At 71.3% G+C, this 13482-nt stretch carries 12 protein-coding genes; 5 read left to right on the forward strand and 7 right to left on the reverse strand.

Annotated features, from left to right (window positions below):
- The first annotated feature begins 5 nt into the window (after positions 1–5).
- From PUR53_RS43135 to PUR53_RS43145, 3 genes are all read left to right on the forward strand, one after another.
- On the forward strand, positions 6–2156 hold the full coding sequence (locus PUR53_RS43135) for a carbon starvation CstA family protein (protein ID WP_329912154.1): 2151 nt from the start codon (positions 6–8) through the stop codon (positions 2154–2156).
- Complete coding sequence (locus PUR53_RS43140) at positions 2153–2341, forward strand: YbdD/YjiX family protein (RefSeq protein WP_329899281.1); 189 nt, start codon at positions 2153–2155, stop codon at positions 2339–2341. The genes PUR53_RS43135 and PUR53_RS43140 overlap by 4 nt, the downstream gene beginning before the upstream one ends.
- A 194-nt stretch (positions 2342–2535) precedes the next feature.
- Positions 2536–3495 (forward strand): hypothetical protein, encoded by a 960-nt coding sequence (locus PUR53_RS43145; RefSeq protein WP_329899282.1) that lies wholly within the window; start codon positions 2536–2538, stop codon positions 3493–3495.
- 13 nt (positions 3496–3508) lie between these two features.
- Here the strand turns inward: PUR53_RS43145 and PUR53_RS43150 are convergent, their stop codons facing one another.
- The 3 genes from PUR53_RS43150 to PUR53_RS43160 form a co-directional block, all read right to left on the reverse strand.
- On the reverse strand, positions 3509–4312 hold the full coding sequence (locus PUR53_RS43150; protein ID WP_329899283.1) for an SURF1 family cytochrome oxidase biogenesis protein: 804 nt from the start codon (positions 4310–4312) through the stop codon (positions 3509–3511).
- 59 nt (positions 4313–4371) lie between these two features.
- Positions 4372–4605, reverse strand: a complete 234-nt coding sequence (locus PUR53_RS43155) for a hypothetical protein (protein WP_239753165.1) — start codon at positions 4603–4605, stop codon at positions 4372–4374.
- 80 nt (positions 4606–4685) lie between these two features.
- Positions 4686–5696 carry a DEDDh family exonuclease gene (locus PUR53_RS43160; protein WP_329912155.1) on the reverse strand — a complete coding sequence of 337 codons (1011 nt, stop codon included), beginning with the start codon at positions 5694–5696 and terminating at the stop codon, positions 4686–4688.
- 190 nt (positions 5697–5886) lie between these two features.
- On the opposite strand from PUR53_RS43160, the gene PUR53_RS43165 reads away from it, so the two are divergent.
- Both PUR53_RS43165 and PUR53_RS43170 read left to right on the forward strand, forming a co-directional pair.
- Positions 5887–6837 (forward strand): sterol desaturase family protein, encoded by a 951-nt coding sequence (locus tag PUR53_RS43165; protein ID WP_329899285.1) that lies wholly within the window; start codon positions 5887–5889, stop codon positions 6835–6837.
- Positions 6834–7571 carry a lysoplasmalogenase gene (locus tag PUR53_RS43170; RefSeq protein ID WP_329899286.1) on the forward strand — a complete coding sequence of 246 codons (738 nt, stop codon included), beginning with the start codon at positions 6834–6836 and terminating at the stop codon, positions 7569–7571. The genes PUR53_RS43165 and PUR53_RS43170 overlap by 4 nt, the downstream gene beginning before the upstream one ends.
- 36 nt (positions 7572–7607) lie before the next feature.
- Here the strand turns inward: PUR53_RS43170 and PUR53_RS43175 are convergent, their stop codons facing one another.
- The 4 genes from PUR53_RS43175 to PUR53_RS43190 form a co-directional block, all read right to left on the reverse strand.
- Positions 7608–8546, reverse strand: a complete 939-nt coding sequence (locus tag PUR53_RS43175) for a CopD family protein (RefSeq protein WP_443080433.1) — start codon at positions 8544–8546, stop codon at positions 7608–7610.
- Positions 8547–8784: 238 nt separating this feature from the next.
- Positions 8785–10158 (reverse strand): CoA transferase, encoded by a 1374-nt coding sequence (locus PUR53_RS43180; protein WP_329912157.1) that lies wholly within the window; start codon positions 10156–10158, stop codon positions 8785–8787.
- Between the two features lie 86 nt (positions 10159–10244).
- Complete coding sequence (locus tag PUR53_RS43185) at positions 10245–11774, reverse strand: S8 family serine peptidase (RefSeq protein ID WP_329912158.1); 1530 nt, start codon at positions 11772–11774, stop codon at positions 10245–10247.
- A gap of 37 nt (positions 11775–11811) precedes the next feature.
- Positions 11812–13341 carry a S8 family serine peptidase gene (locus PUR53_RS43190; protein WP_329899290.1) on the reverse strand — a complete coding sequence of 510 codons (1530 nt, stop codon included), beginning with the start codon at positions 13339–13341 and terminating at the stop codon, positions 11812–11814.
- Between the last annotated feature and the right edge of the window lie 141 nt (positions 13342–13482).

Genomic DNA, 13482 nt, shown 5'->3' on the forward strand with positions numbered 1-13482 from the left:
CCGCCATGTCTACGTCAGCCATGCCCGAATCCGGTCCCGAGGCGCCGGAAAGATCCCGAATGTCACCGAAATCGATCGCCCTCTGGATAGGCGTCGCCCTCGTCGGAGCGATCGGCTGGGCCGTGCTCGCCCTCTCCCGGGGCGAGGAGATCTCGGCAGTCTGGTTGCTCATGGCGGCCCTCGGCTCGTACGCGATCGGCTACCGCTTCTACTCCCGGTTCATCGCCCGCCGGGTCCTCCAGGTCGACGACACCCGCGCCACGCCGGCCGAACGGCTGGAGGACGGCGTCGACTACCACCCGACCGACAAGCGGGTGCTGTTCGGCCACCACTTCGCGGCCATCGCCGGCGCGGGCCCGCTGGTCGGACCGGTGCTGGCGGCCCAGATGGGCTATCTGCCGGGCACCATCTGGATCATCGCGGGCGTGATCTTCGCCGGTGCGGTACAGGACATGATCGTCCTCTTCCTCTCCATGCGCCGGGACGGCAAGAGCCTCGGCCAGATGGCCCGCGACGAGATCGGCAAGGTCGGCGGCGCCGCCGCGCTGATCGGTGTCTTCGCCATCATGATCATCCTGCTCGCGGTCCTCGCGATGGTCGTCGTCAACGCCCTCGCCGAGTCCGCCTGGGGCACCTTCTCGGTCACCATGACCATCCCGATCGCCCTCTTCATGGGCTTCTACCTGCGCTACCTGCGCCCCGGCCGCGTCGTGGAGACCAGCTTCATCGGGGTGGCCCTCCTCCTGCTCGCCATCCTCGGCGGCGGCTGGATCCAGGACTCCTCGCTCGCCGAGTACTTCGTCTGGAGCCCCGAGACCCTCGTCTTCTGCCTGGTCGGCTACGGCTTCGTCGCCTCCGTGCTCCCCGTGTGGATGCTGCTGGCCCCGCGTGACTACCTCTCCACCTTCATGAAGGTCGGCACCATCGCCCTGATGGCCGTCGGTGTCGTGGTCGCCGCCCCGAACCTGCGCGCCGAGTCGGTCACCGAGTTCGCGCACACGGGTGCCGGACCGGTCTTCGCGGGCTCCCTCTTCCCCTTCCTCTTCATCACGATCGCCTGCGGCGCCCTGTCCGGCTTCCACGCCCTGGTCTCCTCCGGCACCACGCCGAAGCTGATCCAGAAGGAGTCGCAGGTCCGGATGATCGGCTACGGCTCCATGCTCACGGAGTCCTTCGTCGCCGTGATGGCCCTCATCGCCGCCTGTGTCCTCGAACCCGGCCTCTTCTACGCCATGAACTCCCCGGCCGCGCTGCTCGGCCCGACGGTCGACACCGCCGCCGAGGCCGTCAAGAACCTCGGCTTCACCATCACCCCGGAACAGCTCACCGCAGCGGCCAAGGCCGTCGAGGAGGAGACCCTCGTCGGCCGCTCCGGCGGGGCGCCCACCCTGGCCGTGGGCATGTCGGAGATCTTCGCCGGGGTCTTCGGCGGCGCCGGGATGAAGGCCTTCTGGTACCACTTCGCGATCATGTTCGAGGCGCTGTTCATCCTCACCACCGTGGACGCCGGCACCCGCGTCGGGCGCTTCATGCTCCAGGACATGCTGGGCAACGTCTGGAAGCCGATCGGCCGGGTCACCTGGAAGCCGGGCATCTGGATCACCAGCGCCCTGGTCGTCGGCGCCTGGGGCTACTTCCTCTACGCCGGTGTCACCGACCCCCTCGGCGGAATCAAGCAGCTGTTCCCCCTCTTCGGCATCGCGAACCAGCTCCTCGCCGCCGTCGCCCTGGCCGTCACCACCACCGTCCTCATCAAGTCCGGCAAGCTGCGCTGGGCCTGGGTCACCGGCATCCCGCTGGCCTGGGACGTGGCCGTCACCTTCACCGCCGGCTGGCAGAAGATCTTCTCGGACAACCCGGCGATCGGCTTCTTCGCCCTCCGCGACAAGTACGCGGCGGCCATCGACAAGGGCGAACTCCTGCCCGGCGCCACGAACATGGACGACATGCACACGATCGTCACCAACAACACGGTCGACGGCGTGATCATGGCGATCTTCCTGCTGCTCGTCCTCACGGTGCTGGTCAACTGCGCGGTGGTCTGCGTCCGCGCCGTACGGTCCCCGGTGCCCCTGCCGTCGACCGAGGCCCCGTACGTCGAGTCCCGCATCGACGCGGACGACACCGAGAAGCAGTTGGTGGGGGCCGGCCGATGACCGTCCGGAGCTGGGTGCGAGGGGTCCGCTGGTACCTCCGGGAACTCACCGGAGAGGCCGAGTACGACCGCTACTGCGAGCGTCGGCGCCGCCATCACCCGGCAGCGCCGGTCCCGACCCGCCGGGAGTACGACGCCCAGCGGACGTCCTACAGGGAACAGCACCCGGAGGGCCGCTGCTGCTGAGAGCGACGGCTGGTCGCGCAGTTCCCCGCGCCCCTAAAAGACAAAGACCAGGCCCTGCGGGCCTGAAAAGCAGGGGGCGCAGCCCCTGCTTTTCAGGGGCGCGGGGAACTGCGCGAGAAGCCCCACCGGACCCGCACCCGGCAACGCACCCGCAACGCACCCGAACCCACCCCCTCCCACCCCCGGATCCAGAGATGCTGAGACGCCGACCCTCCCTGCTGATCCGTCCCGAACTCGACGACGACCCCCTGCACAGGACGCTGACCGAACTCCGCCCCACCCCCCAGCTCCACGGCCTCGGCGCCGGCCGCACCCGTCCGCCGTGGGAACCCGTCGCCGACCTCCTCCGCACCACCGGCCGCGACTGGGACCGCCGGGCCCACCGCCTCGCCGTACTGGCCCAGCGACTCCCCGCCGCCGTCCCCCAACGCTGGGCTGCCGACCGCCCGGACGACGGCGACGCCCTCACCCTGCGCGCCTTCGTCGAGTCGCACCGCGCCCCGGCCACCGACCGGACCGCCGTCCGCCGCGCCGAACACACCTGCCTCCGCGCCGCCGAGGCCTGCCCCGACGACCCCACGCCCTGGCTGGCGCTGCTGTCCCTGATGGACACCTGTGCCGTACCGGTCAAGGACGCGGTGCCCGTGTGGACTGAGGCAGTCGACCGGGCCCCCTGGCTCCGGACGTCCTACCACCGGCTGCTGCGCTATCTGTCCCCGCGCGGACACGGGACGGTCCCCGACATGATGGACTTCGCCTGGCAGGCGGCCGCCCGCGCACCCCACGGCTCACCGCTGGCCCTGCTCCCGGTGGCGGCCCGCGTCGAACTCATGGCCCACCGCCAGGGCTCGACACCCGTCGACGCCCTCGGCTCGGGCGGCGGGAACTGGAACGAGCCCCGGTCCGTCCACGAGATCGACCTCGCGCTCAAAGGCTGGTTCGACGTCGGCACCGCACCCCACGCCGAGGCCGTCACCGACCTCAACATCCTCGCCTTCGCCCTCACCCGCGCCCACCGCCCGGCCGAGGCCACCCCCGTCTTCGAACGCCTGGGCCGCCATATGACGACCCACCCGTGGGACCTGCTCCCCGAACCGCGCCGCACGTTCGCGTACTGGCGGGAGCGCTCGGCCGAGGGCCGCGGCCGTATCTGAGCCCGGCCGACACCTACACCGGAGTGGGTGCCGTCTCCTTCTCTCCCTCGGCCTCCGCCGCGGCCGCCGCCTCCGCGCGGTCGCGGCGCTCCCGACGGGCCAGGATGACGTAGCCGACGGGAACACCGAGGGCGAAGAGCCACCACTGCAGGGCGTAGGCGTAGTTCAGCGCGGCGTTCTCGTCGCCGGGGCTGCCGAGCTGTTCCGGGGTGTCACCCTTGGGCTCGGGCGCGGTCTGGGCGAGGTAGCCGCCGAGGACCTGGACGCCGAGGCGCTTCGCCTCCCGCTCGCTGTCGATCAGCATGATCTGCCGGTCCGGCAGGCCCTGGAGGTCCTTGATACCGCTCGCCTCGGTCGTCTCGTCGGGCATCAGCCGCCCGGTGACGGTGACCTCGCCGGCGGGGGGCGCGGGGATCTTGGGGAACGCGGTCTGGCTCGGGCCGTTCGCGGGGATCCAGCCCCGGTTGACGAGCAGCACCCTGCCGTCGTCGAGGGCGAACGGGGTCAGCACATGGAAGCCGACCTCGTCGTCGGCGTTGACCCGACGGCGGACGACGACCTCGTCATCGGTGTCGAAGCGGCCCTTCGCGGTCACCGTGCGGTAGCGCTCGGCACTGGTGACGGTGTGCCCGGGGGAGGTCAGCCGCTCCACGGGCACCGGCTTCGCGGCCAGCGCGTCGGCGACGAGCTGGTTCCGCGCGCTGCGCTCCTCGTAACGATGCATCTGCCAAATGCCCAGCCTGACCATGGTCGGGACCAGGACGAGTGCGAGCAGCGCGAGGATCACCCACTGCCGGGACAACAGGAAGCGGTACACCCCACGACCGTACAACTCGGTCGTGGGGTGCGTTCGGGCGGGTGCGCACTCGCAGGTGTTCAGACTCTGTCGACGATGCCCGCCTTCCCCTCGGCGCGTGCGCAGTGGGCGCCGCAGTACCAGTGGCCGTCGACGTCGACGCCCTGGCCGATGATCTGCACCCGGCAGTGCTCGCAGATGGGGGCCATGCGGTGGATTGCGCAGGAGAAGCAGTCGAAGACGTGCACCGCTCCCTGGGCGTGGACCTCGAAGGTCATTCCGTAGTCATTGCCGCAAACTTCGCATCTCGCCATGCGCCACAGGGTGAGCCGTCGCCGCCGCGCGGGCGAGCGGACGCTGGGCGAGTCGCCCGGCAATCACCCGTCCGTACGGGTCACTCGTCGGCGGGGGCCACATCGCGGAGCAACTGCCCGAACGCGGCCTCGTCCACCACCGGCGTCCCGTACTGCCGGGCCTTGACGACCTTCGACGTGTTCGAGTCGGGGTCGTTGGTGACGAGCAGACTGGTCACCCGGGACAGACTCGTCGCCACGTGCAGCCCCGCCTCGACCGCGCGGTCCTCCAGTAGATCGCGTTCGACCGACGTGTCCCCGGAGAAGGCGACCCGCATGCCCTGCTTGAGCGGTTTGCCGTCCTCGAACCGCCCCGGGTTGGGATAGGGGCACGCGGGCCGCTTCCGCGAAGGCCGCCAACTGGTGGGCCGGTAACCGCTGTAACCGCCGCCGTAGCCGCCACCGTGGCTCGCCTGCTGCCCGATGCGTGGCGCGGCGGGGCTGTCCCGCCACTCGGTCAGCGGCCGGCACTCGTGCAGCGGCAGCCGTACACCGCTCGCGGCGGCGACCCGCAGACTCGGCCGGAACGCCTCCGCCAGCACCCGCGCGTCGTCCAGCGCGTGGTGCGCCCGCTGCTGCACCACCCCGAAGTGCGCCGCCAGCGACTCCAGCTTGTGGTTGGGCAGCGGCAGCCCCAGCTCCTTCGACAGCGCGATCGTGCACAGCCGTTGCCGTACCGGCGCCTCGGTCTCCGCGCGCGCGTACTCCCGGGCGATCATCGACCAGTCGAACACCGCGTTGTGCGCGACGAGCACGCGGTCCGCGAGCCGCGAGGAGAATTCCTCCGCGATCTCCTTGAACAGCGGTGCCCCTTCAAGTACATCGCTCGTCAGCCCGTGGATCCACACCGGCCCCGGATCCCGCTCCGGGTTCACCAACGTGTACCAGTGGTCCTCGACCTCGCCCCGCGCGTCCAGTCTGTACACGGCCGCGGAGATTATCCGGTCGTCCCGGGCCAGCCCGGTGGTCTCCACGTCCACGACCGCGTACCCCTGGGGATACGCGGCCGGCCAAGGCGCTTGCGACGCTGCGGTCGTGTGGTCTTCGAGCATGGTCCCTGAGGATACGGGCCGGGACTGACAGCTCGTTACCCGGCGCCGACGCGGGTCAAGTGACGGAGCGACAGCTTCCTCCTCGCCCGCCGGTTTGGTGGAGGACGCCAAGAAGCAAGCGCGTACCGCCGTAAATACTTGTCAGTAACAACGTCTAGCCCCCGTCGACCAGCGGTTCTACCGTGCCCCCATGCCGAACCTGCCCGATGTCGTGCTGTGGTCGATACCCGCCTTCGTGCTGCTCACCGTGATCGAGGTGATCAGTGTCCGGATCCATCCGGACGAGGATGCCGCGGGGTACGAGGCGAAGGACGCCGCGACGAGCGTCGGTATGGGGCTCGGGAGTCTCGTCTTCGACGTCCTCTGGAAGATCCCGATCGTCGCCGTCTACACGGCCGTCCACGAGTTGACCCCGCTGCGCGTCCCGGTCCTGTGGTGGACGATCCCGCTGATGCTGCTCGCGCAGGACTTCTTCTACTACTGGTCGCACCGCGGCCACCACGTGATCCGCATCCTCTGGGCCTGTCACGTCGTCCACCACTCCAGCCGGAAGTTCAACCTCACCACCGCCCTCCGGCAGCCCTGGACGACCTGGACGGTGTGGCCCTTCTACGTCCCGCTCATCGCCCTCGGCGTGCACCCGGCCGCGCTCGCGTTCTGCTCGTCCGCCAACCTCGTCTACCAGTTCTGGATCCACACCGAGCGCATCGGGAAGCTGCCCCGCGCCTTCGAGTTCGTCTTCAACACGCCCTCGCACCACCGGGTCCACCACGCCTCCCAGGGCGGTTATCTCGACCGCAACTTCGGCGGCATCCTCATCGTCTGGGACCGGCTCTTCGGGTCGTTCGTCGAGGAGACCGAGCGGCCGGTGTACGGCCTGACGAAGAACATCGACACGTACAACCCGCTGCGGGTCGCCACCCATGAGTACGTCGCCATCGCCAAGGACCTGAAGAGGGCGAGCGGTTGGGGGGAGCGGGCGGGGCGGGTCTTCGGGGGCCCCGGCTGGAAGCCCGCACAGCCGTCCCCGGCCGACCTCTCCGACTCCTTCGGCTCCTCCGGCTCCTCCGACTCCTCCGGTCCTTCCAATTCCTCGGGGTCCTCCTCGCCCTCGCCCTCTCCCTCGAAGACCGTCGCGTGAGGCGGGAGAGAGGGGCCGTCCTCCTCATCGCCTTCGGAGTCGCCGCCGGGGTCGACCTCGGGTCCCTGGCCGTCGGGTTCGACGCGGGGCACGTCGCCGCCAAGCCCCTGCTGATGCCCTTGCTCGCGGCGTACGCGTACACGCGCGGCGCCCCCCGACCGCTGATCGCGGCCCTGCTGTGCGGCTGGGGCGGCGACGTGCTGCTCCTCTCCGACGCCGAACCGGCCTTCCTCGCCGGGATGGGCTCCTTCGCGGTGGGCCACGTCTGTTACCTCGTGCTGTTCGGCGGACCCACCGGACCCACCGCACCCACCGGACCCGGCGCACCCACCGGACCCGGCGAACCCCGCAGGTCCGGGCAGACCGCGTACCGCGTGGCGTTCGGTGCCGCGTACGCCCTCGCCCTGGTCGTCGCCGTCGCGAGCCTGTGGCCCGGTCTGCCGACCGACCTGCGCCTCCCCGTCGCCGGATACAGCGCCCTGTTGACCGCGATGGCGTGGGCCGCTGCCCGGCTCGGGAGCGTCACGGGGCTCGGCGGTGCGCTCTTCGTGGTGTCGGACATGCTCATCGCGACCGGTGTCGCCGAGTGGCCGCAGCCGCCCCGCCCCGACCTGTGGATCATGCTCACCTATCTGGCGGCGCAGTACCTGCTCACCCGAGGGGTCCTCAACACCCTCGGTACGCGCCCCTCGTCCACCCCGGCGGAGGGTGGGGCGTCCCGGCACACGGTCTGACCGGGCCACGCGGCGCACCTCCGCTCCGTCGCCGCCTCACCAGCGGATCGGCAGCGGCAGCGCCGTGAGCAGCGCCGACACCGCGACGACCGCGCCCAGTACGACCACCTCCGCCCGCGCGGGAGCGCAGGCGCCGAGGGGATCGTCGGTCGCGCGGCGCAGCCGCAGTCGTGCCCAGAGGGCCAGCACGGCGACGGCCGTGACGAGCAGGACCTTGGCGAGCAGGGCGCGCCCGTACGCCGTCTCCGTCAGTTGGTCGAGCACCGTGCCCGGCGGCATCCGGCGCAGCGTGCTGCACACCCCGCTGGCGGTGACGGCGGCGAGCAGAACGGCGGCCACGCGCGCGTAGAGGCCCAACAGCGCGGTGCCCGGCCCCGACGAGCGCCACGCGCGCGTGTGCAGGATCCGCAGCACGTGCAGCAGTCCGCCCGCCCACAGGGCCGCGCACGTCAGGTGCACCAAGGTCAGAGCGGTGCCGACCAGCGGATCGTGGTGGTCCGTGCTCGGGTGGGCGCGCAGCGCCTCCGCGACGACGACGACGGCCAGGGGCAGTGCTTGGACGGCCGGGCGACGGGACAGCGCCAGGAGGCCGGCCGCCGCGAAGGCGTTGACCTCCAGCAGGGCGAGTTTGCCGTCCCGCGTCTCGTAGAGGCCGCCCACGTCCATGTCGGCGGGGGAATCCGGCACCAGATTGCCGGTGGCCACGACCGAGGCCAGCCCCAGCGAGGCCACGAGACCGGCCCCCGCCGCCCAGGGCGCCCAACTGCGCGGCGCCCGCCCTGGTGCGTCGGGCACCCGCCGCACCAGCCGTGCCACGAACAACTCGCCCACCGGTACGCACAGCGCCGCCAGCAGCACCGTCCGTAGCAGGGCGATCCCGCCGGTGCCGGGCGCCTCGGCCTCCCCCGTGCCGTCGAGCGCCACCCGCGGCCCGAACAGGGGTATCAGCGCGCCCACGGCCACCAGCACGAGCACCACGACGGCCCGACCGGTCCCCCTCCCCGGCCGCCCGGGTCGCCCCGCGGGCTCGTCAACCCCTGTTCCCGCTCCCGCTCCCGCCCCCGTTTCCGCGCTCGCTTCCGTCTCCTCCGTCGACCGTCTCGTCAGGCTCACCCCGAAAAGTTCACCAGTCGCACCAGACCAGGGCAAGTGCCGGAAACCGACTGGCAGTTCGACATTCCGCCCATCCATACGGCCCGGAGGCCGCGGTGACTCAACGCCAGCGCGCCTCGTCCGCACCCCAACGCCCCGGAGTCCGAGCCCAGTCGCCCGGCCCGCCCTCGAAGGACACCGGCGACAGCGCGTACCGCAGCCGCCCGAGGGGGCTGTCCCGCTCGGCGAGCCAGGCGTCCGGCGCGCAGGGGGCCCCGCTCTCACCGGGGGCCCGCTCGATCCCGTCCGTCAGCCAGGCCGCCGTCCGGGCCAGCGACAGCCGGACGACCCGGCTGTACCCCTGCTCCGCCTGCTCGGTGAGCGCCCGCAGCACGGCCGCCGCCAGCAGATACCCCGTCCCGTGGTCGAGTGCCTGCGCGGGCAGCGCGCCCGGCCGCTCCGCCGTACCCTCGACCGCCGCGATCCCCGTCGCCACCTGCACCAGACTGTCGAACCCCCGCCGCCCGGCCCACGGCCCGTCCGCGCCCCAGGCCGAGAGCTGCGCCACGATCAGCCCGGGACGCCGCTCGACCAGTGCCTCGGCCGACAGCCCGAACCGGTTCAACGCACCCGGCCGGTACCCGGTGACAACGACATCGGCCTCGGCGAGCAGCGTCTCGAACGCCCTTGCGTCGGCGGCCAGATCGAGCGTCGCCGACCGTTTCCCGAAGCCCGTGTCGGCGTGCTGGTCGAGGATCTCGGGCATGCCCGGCGGATCGACGCGCAGCACGTCCGCGCCCAGCAGGGCGAGTGTGCGGGTGGCGACGGGGCCCGCGATGACCCGGGTCAGGTCCAGGACCCGTATTCCGGCGGCGGGCGACAGCGGCGCCTCGGCCGAAGGCAGGAGCGGGAGCACGCGCGCGTGGGCCGTGTCCAGCCGCTCGTGCTGGATCAGCGGCCGGGCCGCCACCGCCCGCGCCTGCTCGTGCGCGGCCCACTCCCGGGGTGTCCGCAGCGCCACCGCCAGGCCCCCGGCCGCGTACACCGCTTCCTCGACCTCCCGGGCGGACCGCTCGGCGAGCACCGCCTCGACCGCGGGCACCTCGGCGCCGGACACCCCCAGCGCCGACAGCAGCCGCTCCCGGTGATGCGGATAGTTCGCGTGCGTCCGCACCCAGCCGTCCGCCGTCCGCCAGAACCGCGACAGCGGCGCGAAGTTGACCGGCGCCCGACCGTCGACCAGCAGATGACGTTCACTCACGAAGGCGGTGCCGACCGCACCGTCGTCCACCCGTACCCGGGGGACCTCGCCGAGCCCGGCCCGGCGCGCGCCCAGCTCGGCCGCCGCCAGCGCGCACACCCCGACGCAGGTCCGCGCCAGCTCCCGTACCGGCAGCCGGGCGTCGAGCACCCCGTCCCGTACGACCGTCGAGACCCTCGACGGCAGAGCGGGATCGCCGCCCAGGGCCGCCCACACACCATCCATGTCAGTCATGATCCGAACCTACGCAACGGAAGGGCCGGGCGGTGCACCACCGCCCGGCCCGACTTCCGTCAAGAGGTTCCTACCGTGAAAGGTTCCTACCTGGTCACCGCGTCCAGCGCGTCCGCGGTGCCGAAGCCGTAGAAGCCGTTGTAGGTTCTCGGCCCCTCGCAGACCGCGTCGGCCTTGCCGTCCCCGTCGATGTCGTACGGGTCGGTGCAGGGCGTGGCGTCGGCCTGGGCGTACAGCAGGGCCTTGACCAGGGCGGCCGGGGCGTGCGGATGGGTCGACTTGATCAGGGCGGCGACGCCCGCGACATGCGGCGACGCCATCGACGTACCGGCCATGTAGCCCCACGTGCCGCCGGGCAGCGGGCCCAGGATCAGACCGCTGGTGGCGGGCGGGGCCGGGGTCTGGAAGCGGGTCGAGTCGCCGCCGGGTGCGGCGATGTCGACGACGCCCAGACCGCGGTTGGAGAAGGACGACTTGATGCCCTTGGCGCCGGTGGAGGCGACCGTGACGACACCCGGCAACTGGGTCGGGATGTCGAGGCACTCGGACGGGTCGATCACCCGGTCCGACGGGGTCGAGTCGTTGGGGGAGACCGGGTCGGTGATCTCGTCGGCCGCGAGGTCGTAGTTCTCGTTGCCGGCCGCGGCGACATTGACCGCGCCCTTCTTCTCCGCGTACCTAGTCGCCCGGCCGAGGGCCTCCACCAGCGCCTTCTGGTCCGGGTCGTGCGTGCAGTTGAAGTACCACGGATCGGTGTAATAGCTGTTGTTGGTGACGTCCACCCCGTGCTCGGCGGCCCACATGAAGCCGCAGACCACGGCCTCCGTGTAGAAGAACCCGGCGGTGGTGGACACCTTGATGCCGGACACCCTGACCCCGGGCGCCACACCCGTGACACCGACACCGTTCTTCGCGGCGGCGATCTCACCGGCCACATGGGTGCCGTGCGCGCTCTCCGTGGGCCCCGGCCGCCAGGCCCCGTCGCTGGTGTCGGGCTTGCCCGTCACACAGTCGACGGAGGCGTCACGGTCGAAGTTCGGCGCGATGTCCGGGTGCGTGTCGTCGACACCCGTGTCGATGACGGCGACCGTGACGTCCCGGCTGCCGAGCGACACCTCGTGGGCCTTGTCGGCCTTGATGGCCGGCAGGTCCCACTGCAACGGCTCCAGCGGGTCCTGCCCGCCCGCCGCCTCGACGTCCGCGATCTCCTCGGCGGTCAGCACCTTGGGGGTGCCCACGTCGGTGGTCGACTGCGCGGGCAGCGGCGCGGTGCGGGTGGCACCGGCCGACTGGACCCCGCGCACCGCACGGATCTCCGCGGCGAAGCCGGGGTTCGAGGAGTGGACGACGACGACACCGATGCGGTCGTACGACGTCACGATCGTGCCGCCGGCCTCCGCGATCGCTTTTTGCACGTGCGCGGAGGGCCCGTGCCCCGCGCGCACGTTGACGACGTAGCTGAGCCCGGTCGCTTCGGCCTGCCCGGCCGAAGCGACCGATCCGTTCGACGCGGCCGCCGAGGCCGTGACGTTCGGTACGACGAACAGCGCGGTCGCCATCGCCATCCCCAGCGGGATCGCGGTCAGACGACGGGAGCGCTCGGGAGGCGTTGTCATGCTGTCTCCAGTTCGTCGTGGCTGCTCGTCGGCTGCGTTACTTGACGGCCTTCAGGGCGTTGACGATGCCGAACCCGTAGAAACCGTTCACGCTGGGGCTGCCTTCGCAAACCGCGTCCTGGACGCCGTCGCCGTTCTGGTCGTACGACGTCGGGCAGGCCTGCTCGTCCGCCTGGGCCTTCAGCAGCTTCTGCAGCTGCTTCGGGGACGCCCACGGGTGGGTGGACTTCAGCAGCGCGGCGACACCGGCGGCGTGCGGGGAGGCCATCGACGTGCCCTGGAGGAAGCCGTACGCGCCGTTCGGCATGGTGGACAGGATGCGGCCGTTCTTCGACGGCGTGTCCGGGATCTGGTAGCGGGCGTCGCCGCCCGGCGCCGCGATGTCGACGACTCCGTTGCCGTACGTGGAGTAGTACGACTTCTCGTTCTTCACGCCCGTCGCGCTGACCGTGACGATGCCCGGCAGTTGGGTCGGGACGTCGAAGCACTCGCTCGGGTCGATGGTGCGCTCGACCGGCGTGGTGTCGTTGGGGCTGGAGGCGTCCAGGATCGCGTCGGAGGCGAGATCGTGGTTGGAGTTGCCGGCCGAGGCCAGGTGCAGGGTGCCCTTCTTCGTGGCGTACTTCTGGGCCCGGTTCACCGCGTCGACGATGGCTTCCTGGTCCGGGTCGTCCACACAGTTGTAGAGCCACGGGTCGACGTAGTAGCTGTTGTTCGTGATCTCCACGCCCTTGTCGGCGGCGAACACGAACGCGCAGACGACACTCTCGGCGTAGAACAGACCGCTCGTTGGGTCGGTCACGTTGATGCTGGAGACCTTCACGCCCGGCGCGACACCGGCGACGCCGACGCCGTTGCGGGCCGCGGCTATCTCACCGGCGACGTGCGTGCCGTGGTAGTCGTTCACGGTGTACGGCCGCCAGGCGCCCTCGCTGGTGTCCGCGACACCGCCGTCGCAGTTGGCGGACTGGGACTTGGAGAAGTTCGGCGCGAGGTCCGGGTGGGTGTCGTCGACGCCGGTGTCGATGACGGCGACCGTGACATTCTTGCTGCCGTCGTCGATCTTCGCGGCCTGGTCGGCGCCGATCGAGCGCAGGTCCCACTGGTCGGCCTCGAGGGGCTCGGCGTCGGGGATGTCCGCCGAGGCGGCCTTCACCTTCGCGGCCTCCGCGTCCGTCAGCATGTCGACGGCGCCCACGTCCGTCGTACCGGCGGGGGTCAGCGGCGAGGTCCGGGTAGCACCGGCGGACTGCACCCCACGCACCGCGCGGATCGTCGCACCGAACGCCGGGTCGGTCGAGTGGACCACGATCACGCCGATCTTGGCGTAGGTGACCACTATCTTGCCGCCGGCCTGGGTTATCGCCTTCTGCACCTTGGCGATCGTGTGCTTGTCCGTCTTCGTGTTCACGACGTACGAGAGGTTCGGGCCCTCCGCGGTCGCGGCGGTGGACTCCGCGAGCGGGGCCGCCGAGGCGACACCCGGCAGGAAACCGAGTGAGGCGGTCAGCGACAGGACGACCGGCACCGCGAGCGCGAGCTGTCGCCTGGAGCGCAGATGAGCCATGTGATCTCCACATCATCTTCAAAGAAACCGGCCCGAGACACACGGGTGCCCGGGCAGGTACATGACGTTGGTGGTGCAGCCCGAAGCTATCCCTGGTCGTCGCCGGCCAGCAATGACTTCATGGGCGGGAGGCCGAAGTAG

This window comes from Streptomyces sp. SP18BB07 (assembly GCF_036322545.1).
GTDB lineage: Bacteria > Actinomycetota > Actinomycetes > Streptomycetales > Streptomycetaceae > Streptomyces > Streptomyces deccanensis.